General features: G+C 63.1%; 21 protein-coding genes. 9 read left to right on the forward strand and 12 right to left on the reverse strand.

Translation table 11 applies throughout. The annotated features are described in order from the left end of the window. Nucleotides 1-74 precede the first annotated feature (74 nt). The 5 genes from R3E49_RS05375 to hrpA all read right to left on the reverse strand — a co-directional run bounded on the left by R3E49_RS05375 (nt 75) and on the right by hrpA (nt 6,681). On the reverse strand, nt 75-794 hold the full coding sequence (locus tag R3E49_RS05375) for a VacJ family lipoprotein (protein ID WP_371294090.1): 720 nt from the start codon (nt 792-794) through the stop codon (nt 75-77). Between the two features lie 76 nt (nt 795-870). After that, a complete protein-coding gene (locus tag R3E49_RS05380; RefSeq protein ID WP_371294091.1) occupies nt 871-1,605 on the reverse strand; it encodes a DUF2063 domain-containing protein in 735 nt (244 codons plus the stop codon). Further along, entirely contained in the window at nt 1,598-2,452 is an 855-nt protein-coding gene (locus tag R3E49_RS05385) for a DUF692 domain-containing protein (protein WP_371294092.1), read from the reverse strand. The genes R3E49_RS05380 and R3E49_RS05385 overlap by 8 nt, the downstream gene beginning before the upstream one ends. Continuing rightward, on the reverse strand, nt 2,452-2,793 hold the full coding sequence (locus R3E49_RS05390) for a hypothetical protein (RefSeq protein ID WP_371294093.1): 342 nt from the start codon (nt 2,791-2,793) through the stop codon (nt 2,452-2,454). The genes R3E49_RS05385 and R3E49_RS05390 overlap by 1 nt, the downstream gene beginning before the upstream one ends. Before the next feature lie 126 nt (nt 2,794-2,919). Continuing rightward, nucleotides 2,920-6,681 carry an ATP-dependent RNA helicase HrpA gene (hrpA, locus tag R3E49_RS05395; protein ID WP_371294094.1) on the reverse strand — a complete coding sequence of 1,254 codons (3,762 nt, stop codon included), beginning with the start codon at nt 6,679-6,681 and terminating at the stop codon, nt 2,920-2,922. An 88-nt stretch (nt 6,682-6,769) separates the two neighbouring features. On the opposite strand from hrpA, the gene R3E49_RS05400 reads away from it, so the two are divergent. Continuing rightward, the gene (locus R3E49_RS05400) at nt 6,770-7,240 is read left to right on the forward strand and encodes a MaoC family dehydratase (RefSeq protein WP_371294095.1); all 471 of its coding nucleotides are present in this window, start codon (nt 6,770-6,772) and stop codon (nt 7,238-7,240) included. Between the two features lie 3 nt (nt 7,241-7,243). Here the strand turns inward: R3E49_RS05400 and R3E49_RS05405 are convergent, their stop codons facing one another. Continuing rightward, on the reverse strand, nt 7,244-7,744 hold the full coding sequence (locus R3E49_RS05405; RefSeq protein WP_371294096.1) for a hypothetical protein: 501 nt from the start codon (nt 7,742-7,744) through the stop codon (nt 7,244-7,246). A gap of 164 nt (nt 7,745-7,908) precedes the next feature. On the opposite strand from R3E49_RS05405, the gene R3E49_RS05410 reads away from it, so the two are divergent. From R3E49_RS05410 to R3E49_RS05425, 4 genes are read left to right on the forward strand one after another with little or no spacing between them, the layout of a single operon-like run. Further along, entirely contained in the window at nt 7,909-8,667 is a 759-nt protein-coding gene (locus tag R3E49_RS05410; RefSeq protein WP_371294097.1) for an SDR family NAD(P)-dependent oxidoreductase, read from the forward strand. Nucleotides 8,668-8,708: 41 nt separating this feature from the next. Further along, nucleotides 8,709-10,592: an FAD-dependent 5-carboxymethylaminomethyl-2-thiouridine(34) oxidoreductase MnmC gene (gene mnmC, locus R3E49_RS05415; protein ID WP_371294098.1), complete on the forward strand. Its 1,884-nt coding sequence runs from the start codon at nt 8,709-8,711 to the stop codon at nt 10,590-10,592. Continuing rightward, nucleotides 10,589-11,371: a glutaminyl-peptide cyclotransferase gene (locus tag R3E49_RS05420; RefSeq protein ID WP_371294099.1), complete on the forward strand. Its 783-nt coding sequence runs from the start codon at nt 10,589-10,591 to the stop codon at nt 11,369-11,371. The genes mnmC and R3E49_RS05420 overlap by 4 nt, the downstream gene beginning before the upstream one ends. Before the next feature lie 34 nt (nt 11,372-11,405). Further along, nucleotides 11,406-14,360 carry an insulinase family protein gene (locus R3E49_RS05425; RefSeq protein ID WP_371294100.1) on the forward strand — a complete coding sequence of 985 codons (2,955 nt, stop codon included), beginning with the start codon at nt 11,406-11,408 and terminating at the stop codon, nt 14,358-14,360. A gap of 3 nt (nt 14,361-14,363) precedes the next feature. Here the strand turns inward: R3E49_RS05425 and R3E49_RS05430 are convergent, their stop codons facing one another. Next, a complete protein-coding gene (locus R3E49_RS05430) occupies nt 14,364-14,825 on the reverse strand; it encodes a Spy/CpxP family protein refolding chaperone (RefSeq protein WP_371294101.1) in 462 nt (153 codons plus the stop codon). Nucleotides 14,826-14,998: 173 nt separating this feature from the next. Here R3E49_RS05430 and R3E49_RS05435 point away from each other — a divergent pair, with 173 nt between their 5' ends. From R3E49_RS05435 to tauD, 3 genes are read left to right on the forward strand one after another with little or no spacing between them, the layout of a single operon-like run. After that, entirely contained in the window at nt 14,999-15,700 is a 702-nt protein-coding gene (locus tag R3E49_RS05435) for a response regulator transcription factor (protein WP_371294102.1), read from the forward strand. After that, complete coding sequence (locus tag R3E49_RS05440) at nt 15,697-17,079, forward strand: ATP-binding protein (protein ID WP_371294103.1); 1,383 nt, start codon at nt 15,697-15,699, stop codon at nt 17,077-17,079. The genes R3E49_RS05435 and R3E49_RS05440 overlap by 4 nt, the downstream gene beginning before the upstream one ends. A gap of 56 nt (nt 17,080-17,135) precedes the next feature. Then, nucleotides 17,136-17,960, forward strand: coding sequence for a taurine dioxygenase (gene tauD, locus R3E49_RS05445; RefSeq protein ID WP_371294104.1), 825 nt, complete (start codon nt 17,136-17,138; stop codon nt 17,958-17,960). Here the strand turns inward: tauD and R3E49_RS05450 are convergent. Next, complete coding sequence (locus tag R3E49_RS05450) at nt 17,954-19,423, reverse strand: alanine/glycine:cation symporter family protein (protein ID WP_371294105.1); 1,470 nt, start codon at nt 19,421-19,423, stop codon at nt 17,954-17,956. The two genes, tauD and R3E49_RS05450, sit on opposite strands and share 7 nt — an antisense overlap. A gap of 12 nt (nt 19,424-19,435) precedes the next feature. After that, on the reverse strand, nt 19,436-20,188 hold the full coding sequence (locus R3E49_RS05455; RefSeq protein ID WP_371294106.1) for an SDR family NAD(P)-dependent oxidoreductase: 753 nt from the start codon (nt 20,186-20,188) through the stop codon (nt 19,436-19,438). Nucleotides 20,189-20,405: 217 nt separating this feature from the next. Between R3E49_RS05455 and R3E49_RS05460 the strand changes: the two genes are divergently transcribed. After that, nucleotides 20,406-21,164 carry an SDR family NAD(P)-dependent oxidoreductase gene (locus R3E49_RS05460; protein ID WP_371294107.1) on the forward strand — a complete coding sequence of 253 codons (759 nt, stop codon included), beginning with the start codon at nt 20,406-20,408 and terminating at the stop codon, nt 21,162-21,164. A gap of 54 nt (nt 21,165-21,218) precedes the next feature. Here the strand turns inward: R3E49_RS05460 and R3E49_RS05465 are convergent, their stop codons facing one another. From R3E49_RS05465 to R3E49_RS05475, 3 genes are read right to left on the reverse strand one after another with little or no spacing between them, the layout of a single operon-like run. Beyond that, entirely contained in the window at nt 21,219-22,283 is a 1,065-nt protein-coding gene (locus tag R3E49_RS05465) for an alkene reductase (protein ID WP_371294108.1), read from the reverse strand. A gap of 10 nt (nt 22,284-22,293) precedes the next feature. After that, nucleotides 22,294-22,920: a nuclear transport factor 2 family protein gene (locus R3E49_RS05470; protein WP_371294109.1), complete on the reverse strand. Its 627-nt coding sequence runs from the start codon at nt 22,918-22,920 to the stop codon at nt 22,294-22,296. Between the two features lie 4 nt (nt 22,921-22,924). Further along, entirely contained in the window at nt 22,925-23,698 is a 774-nt protein-coding gene (locus tag R3E49_RS05475; protein ID WP_371294110.1) for an SDR family NAD(P)-dependent oxidoreductase, read from the reverse strand. Nucleotides 23,699-23,815: the final 117 nt, after the last annotated feature.

A 23,815-nucleotide genomic window follows, 5' to 3' on the forward strand; every position in this document is an offset into this window, starting at 1 on the left:
TGGAGCAACCAATTTGCACCGGGTTTGGGCAGGATTTCACAGTTTTGGTGCAAACTTTCGCACGCCTCATCCGGCTACAGTTCGTCTGGCCATTCCTCATCACCGAAGTCGGAGAAGGTGTCCTCCACCTCACCGTCGTTGACCAGGGCGCGCCGCTGCTGCAGGTAGGCATCGCGGATGAAAATGTAGCGATCACCGGAAATCAGGTCTTCCGCTTTCAACAGCTCGACCCTGGAGCTGACCAACTCCAGGCCGATCAATGAGTTTCGCAGCCGCACATCGTCGATTGCCACTTCCACGGAGGTATAGGCGTCAAAGATGGTGCCCACGCCGCTGCGCATGGTGCGTGGGCCGAAAAGCGGCACCATCAGGTATGGGCCCTCGGGAACTCCCCACACCGCCAGGGTCTGTCCAAAATCGGTCCTCAAGGGCTCGACGCCCATGCGCGTTGCCACATCGAACAGGCCAAGGATGCCGATGGTGGAGTTGAGCAGGAAACGGCCACCGGCCTGTGCGGCTCCGCCGAATCTGCCCTGGAGAAGAGAGTTCAGGGTGGTATTGACGTCGCGCAGGTTGCGGAAGAAGTTATCGACACCGACTTCCAGGGGATCCGGTGTGATCGCGTGATAGCCGCGGGCCGCGGGCTTCAGCAGGTACTGGTCCATGCGCTCGTTAAAGATGAAGATCGGCCGGTTGATGGCTTCCAGGGGATCCGGATTCACAGGTTCCGAGGCCATCACAGGAGCGGCGCTCAGCAGGCAAAGCAACAGCAATGTCGGACGCAGAAATCTCATGGGCGAGCCGCGGTCAGGTTCAGGCGCCGCATATTACGCCTGTGGCGGTAGCGGGGCAACCTGGGAAAAGTACCCGTCAGCACGTCACCAATATGCCGCGCTCGACAAACTCTCGCAGCTGCGCCGCGCCAAATGTGTTGACCGTGTCGCCCGGCAGCGAGAGCTCTGCGGCAAGATCCTGCAGCACCTCTGCACCCGAAACAGCAGCGCCATCGCGAACCCGTTCCAGCAGCCTTGCGGTCGCAGCATTGAGCGACAGAAAGCGCACGGTATCCTGCCGATCACGGTAAACCACCAGATAAACAGGCGCTTCGGGCTCAGTCGGCCGGAAATCAACGCCGATGCGGTGCACCGGGTAACGGTAGGCCAGGGGCCACGCCAGGGGGGAGATCACCAGCGGTGCCATCATGGGGTCCCCTCCCGCGTCGGCGGGCACCTCCTCCTCTGCCACGCTGAGCGCCAGCTCCACCCACTCGTAATGGGCGAGCTCTGCAAGAAACGGAGGATCGTCCGGGCCGGGGTTGTGGCGCTCAAACAGAAAGCGCAGGAACTCCTGGCTGATTTCAAGAAAATAGGGCGTGTGACAGCGGTGGCCGTCGATGAACTGGCGAACAAGACGGTGCCATGCGGTGTCCCCGTAAAGACGGCGCAGCACCGGGAAACCGCCACTGATAAACCCTTCAATGTTGTTGTACACCAGGGTTTCGTAGATTTTCAGGCGCCGCGGTTCCACACCACGGGGCGGGGGCTGCGTGTCCGGGTCACGCAGGTAGCGGGCCATCGCCAGCTGTTGGGTGCGCAGATCAGCCATGCGCACAACCCATCAACCCGACGTTGTCGGCCGCCTGCAGGCGGCGAATGTGCTCTACCTCGCGCAGCAACTCGGCCAGCGGTGGCAAATTGAAGTCGCGTTCCAGAAGTGTGGGTACGGAGCCCAGCAGCTGGTAGGCCTCTGCCAGCAGTGACCAGACCGGCTCGATCACCGAGGTGCCGTGGGTATCAACCTTCAGGTCGGGTGCCTCATCGTAGTGGCCGGCCACGTGTATGTAGCGCACCCGATCCAGCGGCAGGGCCTGCAGGAAATCCGACGCCGTATAACCGTGGTTGATGCTGTTGACGTAGACGTTGTTCACGTCCAGGAGAAGGTCGCAGCCCGAGCGCCGTACAACCTCGGTGATGAACTCCAGCTCCGTCATCTCGGCATGGGGCTGGGCGTAATACGAAGCATTTTCCAGTGCAATGGGTGCGCGGATAATCTCCTGCACGCGCTGCACGCGCTCAACCACATGCGCAACGGCCTCTGCTGTGAAAGGCAGCGGGAGCAGGTCGTAGAGGTGGCCATCCGCGGCGCAGTAGCTGAGGTGCTCGGTGTAGAGACTGGCACCGGTGTCGTCCATGAGGCGGCGCACCGCCTGTACCAGCGCGGTATCCAGCTCGTCGATACCGCCTATATCCAGGGACAGGCCATGCAGGACCAGCGGCCGCTGCGATACCAGTTCGCGAAACTGCCGCCCGAGGCGACCACCTACCCCGATCCAGTTCTCCGGTGCCACTTCAAAAAAGTCGACCTCAGGGGTATCCCCCGAAAGCAACGGGCCCAGAAGGGCCCGCCGCAAACCCAGGCCCGCACCGGCGAGCCTGTCAGAGTGCCCGGGCATCAGCCGCCACACTTACCTTCGCCGCATTTACCCTCGGCTTCTTTTTTGGCATCTTTCTCGCCGCATTTACCTTCACCGCACTTGCCTTCAGCGGCGTCCTTCTCCCCGCACTTGCCTTCACCGCACTTGCCCTCTGCGGCATCCTTTTCACCACACTTGCCCTCGCCGCACTTGCCCTCGTGATCGCCGTCACCGTGGGAGTTGAAGTTGGCAAGGTTGTAGCCAGAGCCAAGTTCCTGCGCCGCAAAAGGGTTTGCCCCCGCCGAAGCCACCGGTACGACCGAACTGGCCAGGAATGCGGCACCCAGTGCCAGCGCAAGGGGTTTTCTGGAGTCTTTCATGATGGTTGTCCTTTTGTTGTCATAAGGTCCGTACAGTCTACCGCAGACAGCGTGATGAGCGTGTCTCAGTGTGTGACCCGATATCGTCCGGTAAGTTTCATCGATTTTTTCCTGGGCCACATTGGCTTATCGAGCCGTCGGCGCCGCATCGTCCGGGTGCGTCGACAGCCATTCAACCACCGCCTGCCACTGCTGCTGCAGCCGCTTGTCGGAGACGGGGGTGCGAGTGCCCAGCCGCTGGGCGAACAGGGAGACGCGAAACTCCTCCAGCATCCACCGGTACGTCGCCGCTGCCGGACAGGAGGCAAGCAGCCGCGGGGAGCCCTGCAGGGCCTCCTGCAGCGGCTGTGCAAATTTTTGCAAACGCTCCCGATGACTGTCATCCCGCGCCAGCTGGCCCTTCAGGTGCTCTGCGCGTTGCTGCAAGGCCTTCATATAGCGCGGGTACTGTGCCAGCCACTCGGCTGGCGTGTCGCGCTGAAATCCCGGTTGCCACAGGGCTGCAAGCTGCGCTTCGATATCGGCCAGTGCGGCGACCCAGTCAGGCTCGCTGTAGCGTGCCAGCGTGGTCCGCGCCTCTGCCACCGGACGCAGCGCGTTGATGAGTGTGGCCTCGAGGTGGTTGGCGCACGCCACAACCTGGCCACTGCGCCCGGCGCAAAGGGCAAACGACGCACTGTCCCGGGGCAAGCTGTCATCAAGCCCTGCTGCGTCCACCCAGGCGGCATCAATCATGTCCTCCACCAGGTCTTCGCGACGCTGGCCCGCCGCAGCCAGCAGCAGGCTGGTTTCATTGCCCTGCAGCAGTTGTTTGCGCAGAAACTTGACCTGCTGACGATGCTGCAAACGCAGTAGCCTCAACACACCAAGACGGTGCTGCCAACGGGCCTCACCCGGGTAGTCGCACAGCGCTACCGCGACACTGTCCCCCCTGTCGACCAGCGCGGGCCAGGAGACGATCTCCGTGCCAGCCTGGCGGAAACGCCATTGCTCTGGCAGAGCACTGTCTGGCCAGGCAGTGAGCCCCTCCCGGGCCGGGCTGTTACCCGGCGCCGCCACGATTGTCTCACGCACATCGTCGCGAAACGCCGCCACCAGTGCGGCGAGATCACGTCCCTGCCCCAACAGTCGTCCATCGGAGTCTACCACCCGAATATTCATGCTGTAGAACGGATCCAGCGCGTCCGGATTGAAATCCTCGGCGCGCAATTTGACGCCCGTGACCCGGCCCAGCGCTCTCGCGAGTGCGGCGCCCAGGGACTCATCATTCGGCTGAAGCTCTGCCAGCGCCTGATCCACTCTGTCGGGCACAGGCACCAGCTGCTTGCGCTTGTCCTTCGGCAGCCCCTTCACCAGGGCGATACATTTATCCCGTAGCAATCCGGGTACCAGCCAGTCGAACCGAAACCGCGGCACACGATTCAACAGGCCGACGGGCAACGTCACCGAGACACCGTCCGCTTCCTGCCCGGGCTCGAAGCGGTAGCTGAGGCGCAGCTCCAGGTCGCCCCAGACCAGCCGGTCAGGAAACTGCTGGCCCAGAGCGGCACCGGGATCGCGCGCCAGTAACTGCTCGCGGGAGATGCGGAGCAGGCGGTCAGCGTCGGCCTCCCCAGCCAACCAGGCCCGCAGACGTTCGGCCGTTGTGATATCCGACGGCAGACGCTCATCATAGAAGGCAAACAGCACCTGTTCATCCGCGAGCAGGTCGCGTCGCCGTGCCTTGGCCTCGAGGTCTTCGACATCGCGCGCAATACGCAGATTATGCTTGAGGAAGCCCGGATGTCGCGGGAAACGGCCCGCTATCAGGCCTTCCCGTATGAGCAGTTCACGCGCTTCAGCGGGGTTGATCGGCCCATAATGCACGGGGCGCTTGTCCGCCACGGTAAGCCCGTAGAGCGTAATCCGCTCCCAGGCCATGGCGCGCCCCTGCCGGGCCTCCCAGCGAGGTTCATAATAATGGTGTTTCAGCAGCTCCGGATTGGTCGATAACACCCAGGCGGGATCAATCGCCGCCACCGTGCGTGCAAACACCCGCGAGGTTTCCACAACCTCTGCGGCTACAATCCATTTCGGGCGCTGCCGCCCCAGGCTTGAACCCGGAAATATCTGCAGTTTCCGATTGCGGCTGCCCAGGTAATCACGGTTCTCCTGATGCTGGGCGATATTGGACAGCAAACCCGCCAACAGCGCGCGGTGGATCGGCTCGAAGGTCTCCCCTGCAGCGTCTGACAATTCGCCAGCCAGCCGCAGCCCCAGCTGCCGGCAGGCGATTCGCAACTGGGCGTGCATATCGCGCCACTCACGCATACGCAAGAAAGAGAGGTACTCCCGCTGGCAGAGCTTGCGCAGCTGACTCTGGGTCAGGGCTTGCCGCTGTTCCTCATAATATCGCCACAGGGCCAACCAGGCCATGAAGTCCGAGCGTTCATGGCGAAAACGCGCATGCATCTGATCGGCCTGCGACTGCTTGTCTGCAGGGCGTTCACGCGGGTCCTGGATGGCCAGCGCTGCTGCAATGACCAACACCTCCTCCAGGCAGGATAGTGCCTGGGCGGCCAGCACCATGCGCCCCAGCCGCGGGTCAATCGGCAGTTTCGCCAACTGCCGCCCCAGTGCCGTCAGCTTGCCCCGACTATTTACGGCACCCAGCTCCTGCAGAAGCTTATAGCCGTCACGTACCATGCGCGGGTCGGGAGGGTTGATGAAGGGGAAACGCTGAACCTCGCCGAGGCCCAGCTGCAGCATTTGCAGAATAACCGCCGCAAGGTTGGTGCGCAGAATCTCGGGGTCAGTAAACTCCGGCCTGGAAAGAAAATCCGCCTCGCTGTACAGACGTATGCATACGCCAGCGGCAACGCGACCGCAGCGCCCCTGCCGCTGGTTGGCGCTGGCCTGGGATATCGGCTCTATCGGCAGCCGCTGCACCTTGGTACGAAAGCTGTAGCGACTGATGCGGGCGTCACCGGGGTCGATGACATAGCGGATGCCGGGCACTGTCAGAGAGGTTTCGGCGACGTTAGTGGCCAGTACGACACGCATCATGCGGCGCCGTGAGAGATCGAATACGCGGCTCTGTTCCGCGTTCGAGAGCCGTGCGTACAACGGCAACACCTCAACACGCTCCAACGCCCTGAGGGCGCGGGCCAGCTCACGGATTTCGCGTTCCCCGGGGAGAAACACCAGCACATCGCCGCGCTCACCGAATTGTCCGCGTTCGATATCGGCCACCAGTGCCGCTACTTGCTCCTGCAGACCCAGATCCCGGTCCTCTGCCGGGTCCAGGTAGACAGTTTCCACCGGGTAACCGCGGCCGGAAACCTCGATCACCGGGGCATTGTCGAAGTGCCGTGAAAAGGTCTCAACATCAATCGTGGCCGAGGTTATGACCAGCTTCAGGTCCGGTCGGCGCGGCAAAAGCTGTTTCAGATACCCGAGCAGGAAATCGATATTCAGGCTGCGCTCATGCGCCTCGTCGATGATCAGGGTGTCGTACTGCCGCAGCAGTCGGTCGTGGCGAATTTCCGCGAGCAGAATACCATCGGTCATCAGCTTGATCGCCGATGCCTCCGACACCTGATCGGTGAAACGCACCTGATAGCCGACGGTGGCGCCGAGCGGCACAGCCAGTTCATCAGAGATGCGCTGGGCAACAGTGCGCGCCGCGAGACGGCGGGGCTGCGTATGGCCTATCCGGGCGACGCGTCCACGGCCCAGCTCCAGACAGATTTTGGGGATCTGGGTTGTCTTGCCAGAACCGGTTTCACCGGCGATGATCACCACCGGGTGATTGTTGATGGCTCTCGCGATCTCCTCCCGCGCCGCCACGACCGGCAGGTGCGGTGGGTAGGAAATCGGCGGAATGATGCGGTCCACCGCATCCGGCATAACTCTCTCCTGCTCGCTGCCTGCGATTGTGTAGGGGCCGCTACACTACGGTATCATGGCGCGCTCAACAATCCCGCAGGATGCCGGCATGCCGCAGATACACAACCACACCTTTGATGAGCTGAGCCTCGGGCAACAGGCACAGCGCAGCCACACAGTCACCCTGCAGGATCTGCGCCGCTTTGCCGCCGCATCCGGTGACTACAACCCCCTGCACCTGGATCCGGACTACGCGGCTACCACGCCCTTTGGCGGCTGCATCGCACACGGTATGTTCAGCGGCGGGCTCATTTCAGCGGCCCTCGCCATGCAGTTGCCGGGGCCCGGTACCGTCTACCTGAGCCAGTCGCTGAGCTTTCGCCAGCCGGTGCATGTCGGTGACACGCTGACCGTCGAACTGACAGTGAGCGCGCTGGAGCCGCGCAGACGCCGCGTGACGCTGGACTGCACGGTGGTGAATCAGGAGGGCCGCAAGGTGGTGACAGGGAGTGCCGAGGTCATCGCGCCGGCCGAACGGCAAAGCGTCACCGTCGAACACGACGCCATTCCGGCTGGCTGAGCCTCAGGCGCCGCTGGCGTTGGCCGGTGATGCCTGTGCAAACTGCGCCGGGTCGAGGTATTGCAGGCGCAGCTCGATGGAGCCGCGCGCTGCGTTCGAGTCAGCCCCCAACACCATCACGTTGACCTCGCCCTCTTCCTCAGTGGCCGCACTGAGCCCGAACACGACATTGTCAGGATTGTTCTGCTCTGAGAAGACCTTGATGTCCTTGCCGGCGCGCAGCGCATCGCTCAACTGCGCCACCAGCATGGCCAGGCTGGAGCGAAACGCACCGAAATTCAACTTGCCGCGAAACTCGCTATGATCCAGCGCAACATCAAAGCGCACCTGTGACTTGTCCTCCATCACCACGTTCGTCAGGTGCACGGACCGCCCCGTCGCCAGATCGCGGAATACGTTCTTCGCCTCGGTGCGGCGGTTCTCCAGAAATGCCTTGTAAAGCAGGTTGACTGCAATCGTCAGGAACTGATCCCGCGGGATCGATCTAGTTGGATTCTGAGCCATGAGCTACCCTCTTGCGCCAGCGCGCAAGTCTACTGCCTGCCCGGCGCAAACGCCAGCGACCTGCCCTCTCCGGGCGGCGATTTCCACCGCTTCACAGGTTCCTGCCGGGCGCCAGTCTGGTACGCTTGCTGCGCCAACATCACGCAGCGAACGAGAGGCCGGAAATGGGCAATAACCGTGTGCAGTACGATTACCAGGGCGCCAGGGTGCTGGTTACCGGAGGGACCAGTGGCATTGGTGCCGGCATCGCAGCGGCCTACCGTGCGGCCGGCGCCACCGTCACCGTTACCGGCACCCGCGGCAGCGCTGCCGACTATGACCACGACCTGTCCGGTTACCGCTACCTGACGCTGGATGTGGAGGATCCTGCACAGATTGATGCCGTGGCGTCCGCACAGGACGAACTGGACATCCTGGTCAACAATGCAGGCATCGCCCTACCCAGCCTCGGGCTCGATGAATGGGACCCGGACACGTTTGACAGGGCCGTTACTATCCACCTCACCTCAGGCTTCCGGCTGGCCCGGCGCTGCCGTGACGCCCTGGCGCGCAGCACGCTGGACGGAGGCGCCTCCATCGTGGGGATCGGGTCCATGAGTTCGTACTTCGGCATCGGCATCGTACCGGGTTACGGGGCAGGCAAAACGGGCCTGCTCGGACTCATCCGCAGCATGGCCGTGGAATGGGGCCGACTGGGCATACGCAGCAATGCGGTCGCTGTTGGCCTGTGTGCCAGCCGCATGACCGCGGCTACGGTGGCTAACCCGGAGTGGTCCGCACCCACACTCGCCCGCACGCCATTGGGTCGCCTTGGCCAGCCGACCGACGTCGCTGGCGCCGTACTCTTCCTGACCAGCGCCCAGGCGAGCTGGATCACCGGCCAGACACTGCCCATCGACGGCGGCTACACGGTCTCCGGGTAGCTTCCCCGCCGTGCCCAGACTGCACTGCTCCCGGCCTGCCCATGCGACGTGACAATCAGCATTGGGCCGCGCTGTCTGCTCCCCCCGGCCAGCGCGAGCGCTGTGACGCACAGGGCCTGGCAGATTACCGGCGTACCTTCCTCGCAGACAACCGCCTGTCCGAACACTGGACACGGCATAAGACGCCTGTATTCACCATCGCCGAGATCGGGTTTGGCTGCGGTCTCAACTTTCTACTCACCTGGGACCTGTGGCGGCAGCGCGGCAATCCGGATGAGGGCGCCCGCCGGCTGCACTACATCGCCATCGAAGCCAATCCGCCGCACCGCACGGAGCTGTCAGCCACGGCCGCTCACTGCACGGCACTTGCACCGCTTGCGGCAGCACTCTGCGCCCAGTATCCGCAACCGTTACCGGGTGTTCATCGGGTGGTTTTCGATACCGGCACGGTTATCCTGGACCTCTGGTGGGGCCCGGTAGAGGATGTCCTGGCGGATCTGCGACAGGCCGGGGTGCCTCTCGTTGACAGCTGGTACACTGACGGAGGGCGCGGCACCGTCACTGCGGGGGAACTACCGTCGGCGCAGCAGTCACAACTGGCCGCATTGGGCCGTGCGCACAGCACGGCAGACGGCGAGCACCCCACGCCTGCCGTTACCGCTCCCGCCCGGTTGCCGCCACGCTGGGATCAGCCCTGGCACAGCAGCGCACCTCCGGCAGCCGTGCTGGTACTCGGCGCCGGACTGGCCGGCTGTCACACGGCCGCTGCACTGGCGCGGCGCGGCCTGGCCGTCACCGTTCTGGAGAGCGGCGAACCCGCACAGCGGGCTTCTGGCAACGCCCAGGGTGTCTTGTACACCCGACTTTCGCACCGCCACTCAGCGCTCACCGACTTCGCGCTCGCCAGCTTCGATTTCGCGGTGCGCCAATACCGCCACGATTTCGCCGCAGGGCGACTGCGTGAGGGCCTCGACGGCGCGCTCTGCGGCAGCTTTCACCAGGTTCAGGACAGTCGTGAGCTGGATCGCATGCGTATGCTGCTCACAAAGGTCCCCGAGCTTGCACAGGTGGTGGACGCAGCGCAGGCCTCTCAGCTCATCGGTCTCGAGCAGCACAGCGCAGGGTACTGGTACCCGCAATCGGGCTGGCTGTCGCCTCCTGCCGTCTGCGCTGCGCTCCTGCGCCAGGCCAACGTGACACTACAGGCCGGCTGCGGCACACTGCAACTGGTGCGCAGCGGTCATCAGTGGCAGGCGGTAAATGCCAACGGACAGGTGATCGCGGAGGCGCCTGCGGCGGTGGTCGCGGCCGGCACGGCCTGCAGCTCCTTCGCCGGCCTGGAGTGGCTGCCACTGCGCGCCATACGTGGCCAGACCACGCAGCTACCCAGCCTGACTGCATTGGCTCCGTTGCGCGCTGCACTCTGTCATCGCGGGTACATTGCCCCCGCGCGCGCGGGGGAGCACTGCATTGGCGCTACTTTCGGACCCGGCGACTGTGACCCGAACCTGCGCCCCGCAGACCAGGCCTACAACCTGGCACAGCTCACGGCTGCCCTTCCCACACTTGCAAAGGCTCTCGATGCGCTGGAGGATACGCCACTGGCGGGTCGCACGGAGTGGCGTTGTGCCAGCCCGGACTACCTGCCACTGGTGGGCCCGGTGCCGGAGCGAGAGGCGTTCATGCAACGCTTCGCGGCCCTGCGAGACAACGCGAGGCAGCCGGTTGCCGCACAGGGGGTCTACCTCGAGGGGCTATACCTGAACACCGGCCACGGCTCTCGCGGGCTCACCTCGACACCGCTGGCAGCAGAACTGCTGGCCAGCCAGTTGTGCGGTGAGTCACTGCCGGTGGAGCCGGAAACACTGCGCGCACTGGCGCCGGCGCGCTTCCTGCTGAGGGATCTGGGGAGAAACCGAATTTGAATATCTGCTACCGATTATGCGCCTGTCTGCTGGCGCTGCTCGCGACCACGGTCTCCGCCGCAGAGCACTTCAGCTTCCGGGTGCTGGAGAAAAAACCGCAGTCTCGCAGCCATTTCGTGCAGGGTCTGCAGATAATCGACGGCATGCTTTACGTGGGAACCGGCGGCTACGGCCAGTCCCGTTTACTGCAATACCGTCTCGACGATGGTGTGCTGCAGGCCGAGCGGCGGCTGCACCCGCGGCTGTTCGGCGAGGGCGTTACCGTGTTCGGAGACCGCGTTTACCAGCTGACCTGGCAGGCTCGCAAGCTGCTGGTCTACAACCGCAACGACCTCAGCCCGCTTGCGGCGCTCTCCATTCCCGGCCAGGGGTGGGGCCTGACGCACAATGGCACGGATCTGATCTACAGCGATGGCAGCCACCGCCTGTACTTTCTCGACCCTGACACCGCGCAGCGGCGGCGCAGTATTGCGGTCATGGAGAGCGGCATGCCAGTGGCACGCCTCAACGAACTCGAGTGGATTGACGGGAGCATCTGGGCCAACGTCTGGCAGGAAGACCGCATCGTTATCATCGACCCGGCGAGCGGCGAGGTCACGGCGACTGTCGACCTCCGTGGCCTGTTACCGGTACCGGAGCGCCAGCCAGGAACCGACGTACTGAACGGCATCGCCCACAACCCCGAGGACGGCAGCATCTGGGTGACCGGCAAGAACTGGCCCTGGATATACCGCATCGAACTCAGACCGGTGACGGCAGCCGCAGCCGATTCACGTTAGAATAAGCAGTCGTTTCCCCTGAGACAGGACCCGTATGAACCAGATTACCTCCGGCGCTGCCGTTAGCCACGCCGCCTTCCGCCTACTGCGCAGCCACGAGATCGAATCGCTGCAGCTGCGCGTTGAGCAGTATGAGCACAGCGCTACCGGCGCCATGCATTACCACCTGGCGGCAAACAACAGTGAAAACGTGTTCCTGGTGGCACTGCGCACGGTACCCACCGATTCGACAGGTGTGGCACACATTCTGGAGCACACAGCCCTCTGCGGCAGCGAGCGCTACCCAGTGCGCGATCCCTTCTTCATGATGTTGCGTCGATCGCTGAACACGTTCATGAATGCGTTCACCAGCAGTGACTGGACCGCCTACCCGTTTGCGAGCCAGAACCGCAAGGACTTCGCCAACCTGTTGGATGTCTATCTGGATGCCGTGTTCTTTTCGCGTCTCGATCCACTGGACTTCGCCCAGGAGGGTCACCGGGTTGATTTCGCAGAGCCGGGAAATCCGGATAGCGACCTGGTATTCAAGGGAGTCGTATTCAACGAGATGAAGGGAGCCATGAGCTCGGTGTCGAGCACGCTCTGGCAAACCCTGTGCGAACACCTGTTCCCCACGGTCACTTACCACTTCAACAGTGGCGGCGATCCGGAGCACATTCCCGACCTCAGTTATGAACAGCTGAAAACTTTCTACCGCAGCCACTATCATCCCAGCAACGCCATCTTCATGACCTTCGGAGATATCCCCGCACACGAACACCAGGCGGTGTTCGAAGCCCGCGCACTGCAGCGTTTCCAGCGTCTGGAAGAGCGCATAGCGGTGCCTCGAGAGCAACGCCTCAGCGCGCCGTTGCAGGTGGAGAGGCCTTACGCACTGGACGACTCGGGCGACACCGCAGCCAAGACACACATTGTGATTGGCTGGCTGCTCGGCGAAAGCACCGACCTGGAGCAACAGCTGGAAGCGCAGCTGCTGTCCAGTGTATTGCTGGACAACAGCGCATCGCCGCTGATGCACGCGCTGGAAACAACAGAGCTGGGACAGGCGCCCTCGCCCCTGTGTGGCCTTGAGGATTCCCAGCGCGAAATGGTCTTCAGCTGCGGCATTGAAGGCAGCGAAGCATCATCCCGCGATGCACTGGAGGCGCTGGTACTGGAGGTGATTTCGCGCGTCGCGCGTGAGGGTGTGCCGCAGGAACATCTGGAGGCGGTGCTGCACCAGCTGGAACTGCACCAGCGGGAAATTACCGGCGGCGGCTACCCCTATGGCCTGCAGCTGATTCTGCAGGCTCTCGGCCCCGCTACACACTATGCGGATCCGGTCGCCGTGCTGGATCTGGATCCGGTTCTCGATGCGCTGCGCAGCAAGATCAGCGATCCCGCCTATATCCGTCAGCTGGCCCAACGACTCCTGCTCGACAACCCGCACCGCGTCACCCTGGTGATGACGCCGGATACCCAGCTGTCGCACCGGCGCCTCGAGGCAGAGACCCAGCGCCTTGCCCGGCTCAAGGCCAACATGGATGCGTCCCAGAAGCAGGCGGTGATCGAGCTGTCACGCAAGCTGGAGCAGCGCCAACAGCACAAGGACGATCCCGGTGTGCTCCCCTGTGTGACCCTGGCCGACGTACCTGAGCGTATACCGGAGCTGGAGTGTACCGAACATGCACAGGGCCCCCTGCGACTGACACGTTACACCCAGGGCACGAACGGACTGGTATACCAGCATGTGGTGGCGCCGCTGCCCGCGTTGTCGGAGGACGATATCGCGCTGCTGCCGCTGTATACCCGTACGCTGACCGAGATCGGGCTCGGCGATAAGGACTACCTGCAGGTTCAGCAGCGTCAGGCCGCGACCGTGGGCAGCATCAGTGCCAGCATCTCGCTCCGCAGCGAACTGTACGACGTCCAGCGCCTGCACGGCTACTTTTCGCTGTCTTCACGGGCCCTGGCACGCAACAGCGGTGCACAGGTCAGTCTGATGCGCGACACCCTGGAGCAGGCACGTTTCGATGAGGATGCACGCATCCGCGAGCTGGTCAGCCAGTCTCGAGCGCGCCGCGAGCAGTCCGTCACAGGAAACGGCCACGGTCTGGCCATGGCCGCCGCCTGCGCCGGCATGAGCGGTCTGGCGAGTATCAACCACCGCTTGGGCGGGCTTGAGGGGATACGGCGCCTGAAGGCACTCGATGACAATCTGCAGCAGGCAGACGCGCTGGGCGGTCTGCGCGACGCACTGGCCCGCCTGCACGCGGCAGTCATCGCGATGCCACGGCAGTTACTGGCGATCGCCGATGAACATGCCGCCGAGACAGTGTGTCATGAAGCCCTGCAACTGTGGGGCGACGCTGCGGGAGGCAAGCAGGGCCAGGCCACGCTCAGCGCCGCACCCGTACTCGAAACGCGACGGGAGTTTTGGGTCGCCAACACGCAGGTGAACTTCTGCGCACGCGCCTATCCGACGGTGCCCATCGGACACCCCGATGCGCCGGCGCTCACCGTGCTTGGTGGCTTCCTGCGCAATGGGTTTCTACACCGGTCGATTCGCGAGCAGGGCGGTGCTTATGGCGGTGGTGCGGGGCAGGACTCGAGCATTGCAGCGTTCCGCTTTTATTCCTACCGCGACCCAAGGCTTGTCGAAACGCTCGACGATTTTGACCAGTCGGTGCGCTGGATGCTGGAGAGCAAGCACGATCCGCGCGGGTTGGAAGAGGCAATCCTCGGCGTAATAGGCAGCCTCGACAAGCCTGCGTCGCCTGCCGGGGAAGCTCGCCAACATTTCTACAACCACCTCTTTGGCCGCAGTCACGCGCAACGGGAAGCCTTTCGGCGATCTGTTCTGGAGGTCACCCTGGATGACCTCAGGCGTGTAGCCGACTCCTACCTGACCCCCGAGCGCGCAAGCACCGCGGTGGTGAGCAACCGGAAACAGCAGGAAAAGCTCGGCTCGGCGCTGGCCGAGCTCGAGCTACGGGTCGAGGTGCTGTAAGCCTCAATCCTGGCGAGAACCCTTCATCTTGCCGGGTTCCCGCCCCTTGCCGCGCTGGCTTTCCATGGCATCCAGCTTAGTGCGCTGCTCCTCGCTGAGCAGTGCGCGTACCGCCGCACGTGTTTCGGTTCGCCGGTAGGCGCTGCGTGCAGTGATAGCGCCAAGCTCCTGGGTCAGCGATTCACTGGCCGTGGGATCGAAGCTGGCGCCCTGCGACTGCAGCTCGCGACGGATTTCCTGCATTCGAGCGCGGTCCCCTGCCCCTTCCTCGGCAGCGGCCTTCAGTAATGCGCCAATTTCAACCCGCTGCGAATCGCTGAGGTCCACGTGTTGCGCCATGCGCTCGAGCATACGCTCCGGATTGCCGCCCTCCGGTGCGGCAAAAGCCGGCGCTACGGCGATGGTGGTGACAAGCGCCAGAGCGCTGGCGGTGCGACGAAGTAATACCTGTGTGCGTGATTTCATAACCTGTCTCCTGTGGATGAAACGCAGGTACATAGTAGAGCCGGATAGCGTTAAGCAGTGCGGCGGTTGCGTAAAGAATGGTAAAGATTACCTGCCGCTGCGCCGGGGCCGTGGCTTTACTGCGCAGCGCCGGGCAAACTGTATATTCGCCGAACCCGAACAAGACCCGAGCAATGCGTCCACACCTGCTGTTAATTGATGACGACACGGAGCTGTGCCAGCTGCTGAGCGAATACCTCGGCTCCGACGGCTTTGACATCGACACGTGCCACGATGGCGACAAGGCGCTGCAAAAGGCCTGCGAGCGACACTATGACGCCATGATTCTCGACGTCATGCTGCCAGGCGTGCAGGGCCTGGATATATTGCGCCGCCTGCGCGCGATTCCCGTCGACACCCCGGTGCTCATGCTGACTGCACGCGGTGAAGACACCGATCGTATCGTGGGCTTGGAACTCGGCGCAGACGACTATCTGGCCAAACCCTGCAACCCGCGAGAACTTGCGGCGCGCCTGAGAGCCATATTGCGCCGCACAGGCGTACCGCGCGTAACGGAAAATGGTGACATCACATCGGGCCTGCTTGCGATCAATGCCGCACAGCGCAAGGCCACGTGGGATGCCCGGGATCTGCAACTCACCAGTGCTGAATTCAACATCCTGCGCCTGCTGATGACCCAGGCAGGCAGCGTGGTCAGCAAGGATCAACTCAGCCAGCAGGCCCTGGGCCGGCCGTTGTCCGCCTACGACCGTAGTGTCGACGTGCATGTGAGCAAGATTCGCAAAAAAATGCAGGCCCTTGGCGCAGGCAAGCTGATTGCCAGCGTACGCGGGGCCGGTTACCAGTTGCTGGTGCACGGGGAGCGCAGGCCATGAGGCTGGCGATACCGCTGTTCCTGCGCATTTTCCTCGGGTTTTGGCTGGTGACCATCGTCGTACTGGGCAGTGCCATTGTTGCCGGGAACTACCTTGACGCACTGGTGCCCGATAATGGCTCGCTGATCGAGGGCAAGCGCCGAACCCCGGGTCCGGAAGGGCCACCCCGGGTTTTTGTGCGCCTTCTGTATGAACTGCAGAATGCACCCAGAGAGCAAGTGCCCCAGATCATCCAGGCGGCCCAGAGCAAACACAAGGTTGAGGTCTACCTGATCGATCCCGAAGGGAGAGACCTGCTGCAACGAGCGCTGCCGCCGCCGGCGGCGAGCATCGCGGCAGAACTGGACCGCGATCGTCGCCGGGTATTTCAGCGCCGCGGCGCAAAACAGTATCTGGGCCACCTTCTCTATCGTGCCGATACCGGCCCCCTGCGATCCGTATTGGTCCTGCCCGCGCCGCGGATACCGCTGGTGACAGTACTGGGAAGCAATGTCTGGTTGCGTGCTGCCCTTGCCCTGTTGGTGTCTGGGCTACTCTGTTACGCGGTCTCCCGCCTGCTTACGCGGCGGCTGGCGGCCCTGCGGCAGGCGGCGCGGAGACTGGCGGAGGGTGACCTGGGGACGCGTATCCACGTGCGCGCTTCCGGCCGCGACGAAACCGACGATCTGGCCCGCGACTTCAATCACATGGCGGAGCTGCTGCAGGAGCGTATCAACGCGCAGAAAACCCTGCTGGCCAACGTATCGCACGAGTTACGCTCCCCGCTTGCGCGCATGCAGGTTGCGCTGGCGCTGGCGGAGCAGAAACCTGAAGGCGCGCCTGCGCAGCTGGCGCGGATCGCGCGAGAAGCGCAGCGACTGGAAAGTCTGGTCGGCGAGTTACTGGACAGCCAGACGGCTTCTCCCGACCTGGAGCAGCACATTGATCTCGTCGTACTGCTGGAGGAGCTGTGCGGCGATGCCCGGTTTGAGGCGGGTGAGAAACACCGTATCGTCTTCCACACTGACCTTGCGGAAGCACTGGTCACAGGGAATGGCAGCCAGTTGCGCAAAGCCTTTGACAATGTCCTGCGCAACGCCTGCCACTACAGCCCACCACAGAGTACGATCACCGTCAGCCTGCAGCAGAACGGCGCCGCTCACACGATCACGGTTGCTGACCAGGGCCCGGGCGTGCCGGAATCCGACCTGACCCGTATCTTCGAGCCCTTCTACAGGGTCGACACCGCGCGCGACAGGCAGACAGGTGGCCATGGCCTGGGGCTGTCCATCGCGAAGCAGGCACTGCTGCGACACGGCGCAGGGATCAGCGCGCGAAATACCCACCCCGGGCTGGCGGTGGAAATCACCCTGCCCGCCTGCGCGGCAGACGCTGCTTAAACCCCACGGCAGTGCTAGAATCGCTGCCGGATCATCAGGGCCGGAGGCCGCTCAGCATGTTCGACGTCACACCATTGGCGGGTGCCCTCGGCGCCGAAATCACCGGGATTGACCTGGCGCAGGACCTTCAGCCGGAGCAGGTGGGGGCATTGCGCACGCTGCTCAACGACCACGAGGTGATCTTCTTTCGCGACCAGGATATCAGCCCTGCCAGACAACACGCACTGGCCTCCTGCTTCGGCCCCCTGCAAACACATCCAGCCTACGCCACCATCGAGGGCTTTCCGGAAATTACCATCCTGGAGAGCACGGCCGAAAAGCCGACCAAAATCGAGGCCTGGCACTCAGATATGACGTTCCGGCAACATCCTCCGATGGCGACAGTCCTGAAATCGGTGATTATTCCGCCGCGGGGCGGTGATACGCTGTGGGCGAGTATGACCGCCGCCTACAATGCCCTGTCCGCGCCGATGCAGCGCCTGCTCGAGGGGCTGGTCGCTGTTCACGACTTCAGCTGGGGATTCAAGGAAAGCCTCGCCGAACCCGGAGGCCGCGAACGCCTCGCAGAGGCGGTGGCGGCCAACCCGCCCGTTCGTCACCCGGTCATCCGCACGCATCCGGAAACCGGCAGGAAGGTGATTTTTGTCAACAGCCTGTTCACCACCCACATTGAGGGGCTGAAACCGAACGAGAGCCGTGCACTGCTGGATTTCCTGTTCCGCCATGTCGTCACGGACGAATTCACCTGCCGCTTTCACTGGCGCCCGCACCGCATCGCCATCTGGGACAACCGCAGCACGCAACACAAACCCGTCAACGATTACTTCCCGGCACACCGGCGCATGGAACGCATCACCGTGGACGGCGACCTGCCCTACTGAAGCGGCGGGTACTGCTCGGTGGTGCGCACCGCTCCCGAGCGCACGCGCCGCATGTAGTCCGCCACATCGCGTTTGACTTCCGGCGCATACAGGTAGAGGCCGATAATATTCGGCACCGCGATCAGGAAGATCATGGCATCGGCAAAATCGAGTACCGCGGACAGCTCGATCATGCACCCAAGCACCACAAAACCGCAGAATACGGTCTTGAAAGCGGTCTGCATCAGTTGCGATTCACCCACCAGGTAGGTCCAGGCCTTGAGGCCGTAGTAAGCCCAGGCGATGGTGGTGGAGAAGGCGAACAACAGTGCCGCAAAGGCGAGTGGGTACGGCGCCCAGCTGATGTGGTGGGCGAAGGCGGCCGATGTCAGGGCAATGCCCTCAAAGCCCTGCTCGACGAGCCCGTTGGGGTAGGCCACCGTAACGATCACCAGGGAACTGAGCGTACAGATCACCACCGTGTCGAGGAAGGGCTCCAGCAACCCCACCAGCCCCTCGGAGGCGGGCTCGTTGGTTTGCACGGCGGAGTGGGCGATGGAGGCCGAACCGATGCCCGCCTCATTCGAGAACAGGGCGCGCTGAAAGCCGACAACGATGGCGCCGACCATACCGCCGGTCACACTGCTCATGGAGAACGCGCTGCTGACGATGAGCTGCACGGCGGCGGGAATCTGTGCCGCGCTGAAGCCGATAATCACCAGCGCCGACACCACGTAGAGTACAGCCATGAGCGGCACGATTCTCGACGCGACCAGCGCAATGCTGCGTATGCCGCCGATAATGACCAGTGCCACAGCCGTGGCAATCAGGAGGCCGAACAACCAGCCGCGGGCGGCAAAAAAACTGTCCTCGCCGCCGCTGATTACCAGAAACTGGACGTAGGCCTGGTTGGACTGGAACATGTTGCCGATGCCGAAACAGCCGATCACCAGCGCGATGGCATAGAACCCGCCCATCACACGCCCCCAACCCGGTGCGCCACGGTCAGAGAAATAGCGCTCGAGATAGAACATCGGGCCGCCAGACACCGAACCATCGGGGTTGTTGCGCCGGTATTTCACCCCCAGCGTGCACTCCACAAGCTTGGTCGACATGGATAAAAAACCTGCGACCATCAACCACAGGGCCGCACCGGGGCCACCGATGGTGATCGCGACCGCAACCCCGCCGATGTTGCCGATCCCCACTGTGCCCGAGACGGCAGTTGCCACGGCCTGGAAGTGGGATATCTCGCCACGCGCTCGCGGATTGTGAAACCGCCCACGGACGTGTCGCAGCCCCAGGGAAAACCCGCGCACATTCACAAAGCCGAGGTACAGCGTGAAGAACACGGCGGCACCCGCCAGCCACAATACGATGAGGGGAAAGTCCTGCCCGAAGAGTTCCAGTGGAAAGAACACCAGGCGCGACAGGGTATCCGCTACCGGGCGTACAACCGCTTCAACCTGCTGGTCCAGGCTCACCCGGAAGCCTGCTCAGCCGAGGAAGGCCTGGCCGCCATCCAGTGCGATACTCTGGCCATTGACGTAGTTCGCACCATCGCTGCACAACAGGGCGACAAAACGGCCGATGTCCTGCTCGCAGTCTCCGACACGTCGCTGGGGAATCTGTGACAGGAACGCATGGGCTTCCTCCGGGTTACTCTCTATCCACCATTGCATGCCCGGCGACATCGCATGCGGAAGAATGGCATTGCAGCGTATGTTGTCTGGCCCCCATTCACAAGCCGCAGCGCGCGTCAGCGCGCGAATGCCTTCCTTGGCAGCGGCATACGCGCCGTAACCCGCCATATCCCAGCGCTTGGCGGCAGAGCTACCCAGGTTGATGATAACACCATCGCCTTTGAGGTACGGGTAACACAGCTTCATCAAGCGGAAGGTGGCCATCGGGCCGGACTCCCAGCCCGCCATCAAGGCCTCGTCGGTGAGATCGTGCAGGCGACCCAGCGGCACTTCCTGCGCGTTATTCACCAGGATATTCACGCCACCCCAGGCCTCGACTACCGCCTCAACACAGGCCTTCATCGAGTCCGGGGACTTAACCTCGCAGACCAGGGGCAGTGCCTCACCGCCGCGTGATCGAACGGTCTCTGCCGTGGTCTCCAGCTTGGACAGTGTCCGACCGGTAACGGCAACGCGCGCGCCCTGCGCGGCAAGCGCCAGGGCGATACCCTGCCCCACGCCCTGCCCAGCCCCCGTGACGAGGGCGACTTTTCCTTGCAAGCTCATCGCTAATCTCCACTGTGTGTGATGAAGGCAGCATACCGGCGCGAAGCAGCGAGTGACAGAGTGCTGCGGGCCGTGCAAGCCAGTGAGGCAGCCTTAACCCCGGCCGTACTGCCATTTTGTACCTTCTATGGGATGTTTACTGCAGGTGGTCAGGGGCGAGCGCGCGTCGAGGTATCATGGTCTCTGTGTAGTGAATTCAACAAGGGAGAATCCGGCGATGGGCATACTGGAAGGGAAGATTGGTATTGTGACGGGGGCGGGCCAGGGTATTGGGCGGGCCATTGCCCAGTGCTTCGCCCGCGAGGGTGCCAAGGTCATCGTTGCAGATTTCAACGCAGAATCCGGCAATCAAACCGTGCAGCTTATCAATGCTGCGGGCGGCGAAGCCCGCTTCGTGCAGGGTGATGTCAGCGACGAAGCGTCGGTAAAATCCATGGTAGAAACCGCGGTAGACAGCTGGGGCAGACTGGACATCGCCTGCAACAGCGCCGCATTGAGCAGGGGTTCCGGCCCGATTCACGAATTCACCCGCGAGGTCTTTGACCAGACACTCGAGATGTGCCTGACCAATACCTGGCTGTGCATGAAATACGAAATCCCCGCCATGCTGGCCAACGGTGGCGGTGCCATCGTCAACATTTCCTCCAATGCATCCCTGAAGGGACAGGCTTTCAATACCGCCTATGCAGCCGCCAAGAGCGGCGTGAACATACTCACCAAGAGCTCCGCTGCCGAATACGGCAGCCAGGGCATCCGCATCAATGCCGTGTCCCCTGGCGTTATTCGCACGCCCGGTGTGGAAAAGTACTTCGAAGAGCAGCCCAAAACGGCGGAGATATTGAAGAAGAGCGCTGTGCTCAACCGTCTGGGTGAGCCGGAGGAAATCGCCGAAGCGGTAGCCTTCCTGTGCAGCGATCGCGCCTCCTTCATCACCGGGCAGCTGTTGTCTGTGGACGGTGGTGGCTCGGTAAAATAACAACGCACCGGTACTTGTGGGCGCTGACGGCGCCTTTGCGCCGTCAGCGGTGTGTTACACCTGGTCTGCCGCAGGGTACGTGGTATATCCCTCAGGGCCAGGTGTGTACAGCGTGTCGATATCGAATTTGGCTAGCGGCAGCCCCTGCTCCCAGCGCCTCACCAGATCGGGGTTGCCGATATAGGGCCGACCGAAGGACACCGCGACGAGCTCGCCTGCAGCCACTGCCTCATCAGCTTCCTGTAACGAATAGCTCTCGTTACCGATCAGGCGACCGGCAAAGTATTTTGCCGCCAGTGCCAGGTTGTCAACCGGCCCCTTGGGCATGCGGATCACGTGCAGGTAGGCCAGGCCCAGTGTCGATGCCTGAGCCAGCAGGTAATCGAAGGTCTCGTGCGGGTTAGCGTCAGACAGATCATTGAAGGGGTTCCCCGGGCAGATGCGCATGCCCACCCGATCAGCACCCGCCACCTGCGCCATGGCCTGCAGGGCCTCAAGGGCGAAGCGCGCTCGATTCTCAACGCTACCGCCGTAGGCATCGGTGCGCTGATTGCTTCCAGTAGACAGGAACTGTGCCGGCAGGTAGCCACTCGTGCAATGCAGCTCGACACCGTCGAAGCCTGCGAGTAACGCCTTGCGGGTCGCCTCGCGATACTCATCGATCACCGCAGGGATTTCCGCCAGGGCCAGCGCGCGAGGTTCATCCATAGCCTGCATGCCGGCCTCATCGGTATACATCTGGGCCTTGGCCGCCACCGCCGATGGCGCGACGGTTTCGCTGCCCGCAGGCTTGTTATAGTGGCTGGCCACGCGGCCCACATGCATGATCTGGGCGACGATACAGCCACCCTCCGCATGCACCGCGTCGGTCACTTGGCGCCAGGCCGCCACCTGTGCATCGGTGAAAATACCGGGTGTACGGCAATAGCCCAGCCCGTTGGCGCTGGGGGCGATGCCCTCGGACACAATGAGACCGGCGCTCGCGCGCTGACGGTAGTATTCCGCCATGAGTGCGTTGGGCATGGCCGCCGCATCCGAGCGGCTGCGTGTCATGGGGGCCATGACAATCCGATTGCGCAGGCGCAGCGCGCCCAGGTCAAGTGGGGTCAGCAGGTTCACAGTCACTCTCCTAGCGTACGCGAATGCGCGGCTCTGCAGCCCCGCGACGCATTGTGGTCAGAAACTCGTCCAGCGGCGCAGGCAGCGCCACTTCCGGCTCGTCGTTGGTGGGTGGATTGGCCCAGAATTCCGCCCAGGACGGCCACAGGTCGTGGTATGCCCCGTGATAGGGCTCGCGACCCGGCCAGCGCATTTTCATATCCCCAATGGGTGGCTTGTTCAGGTCGGTCGCGTACCAGTAGCAGGGCAAACGGCGCCGGAACAGCCAGCGCCCGTCAATACGCTCGTAATTGTCCCAGTAGAGCATTTGCATGATCACCCATTCCGGCCCGGTCTCATGCTCGTTTTTGGAATAGACCACGCCGCGCGCGTGATCAGGGTCCTCAAACTCGATGATGTGATTGCCGGTCTGGTGCGAGGTGCCGGTGAACTGCAGGCGCAGGGTGTCGTCCAGCCAGCGTTTCAGGTGTGCGCGCCCCACTTTGTCACGGCTTACCCGGATGTCTGGTGCGAACAGATTCACGTGGGCATCAAGGTCACGCATATCCAGTGACAGGGCGTACTGCGCCACCAGTTGCCGAATAGCGTCAAGTGACTCCAGGCGGTCTATGCGCTGCAGCAGGTTGTCATCGCTCATCCGCCTACTCCCAGCTCGCCGTGCCGGCGTTCAACTCCGCAACCCGCCCCCCATCAACCACCAGTTCCGTACCGGTGATATAGGAGGCTTCGTCACTGGCGAGAAACAGAATGGCATTGGCGCACTCGCGCGGGTCGCCGATTCGCCCGATGGGGATCGACCGCGCGGTGGCTTCACGCGAGGCATCATCAGGCAGCACGGCTTCCGTCGGTGGTGTCATGAAAGCGCCCGGCACAACGGTATTCACGCGAATGCCTTTCTTGCCCCACTCCATGGCGGCGTTGCGCGACAGGCCCAGCATGGCGGCTTTCGCGGCGCTGTAGCCTGCGGTTGCCGGTGATCCGCGCAAGCCGCATACGGAGGAGACATTGACCACCGCACCGCGATTCGCCTTGAGTTGAGGATAGGCCTCACGCATCAGAAACATAGCGCCGTCGAGCGAAACGATGAAATTCTGCCGCCAGGCTTTGGTGTCGTGACTGGCAAGCATGCCCGGGACCATCAACACCGCGTTATTGACCACGATATCCAGACGGCCCCAGGTGTCTACCGTTTTGGCCACAAGCGCCTTGACCGCCGCCTCGTCAGCGACGTCCGTGGGGCACACCAGCGCACGCCCACCGGCGGCCTCAATGGTTGCGGCCACCGCAGCCAGCTTGGCCTCGTTGCGCGCCGCCAGTACCACGGAGGCGCCCTCCTCGGCAAAACGCAGCGCCGTAGCGGCGCCAATCCCCTGCCCCGATCCAGTGATGATGGCAACTTTGCCCTGCAGTCTCATAGTGCTTCCCCAAGTATATGATGAGCGTGCGCCAGCTTAGGCAGCGCGAGGCCCGCCGGTCAACCAGAGGCGCCGGGTGAACGCGCACCGCGGACTGCCTGAATCGCGAATAGCGAG

Origin of the sequence: Haliea sp. (assembly GCF_041395985.1) — a bacterium.
Taxonomy (GTDB): Bacteria; Pseudomonadota; Gammaproteobacteria; order Pseudomonadales; family Halieaceae; genus Haliea.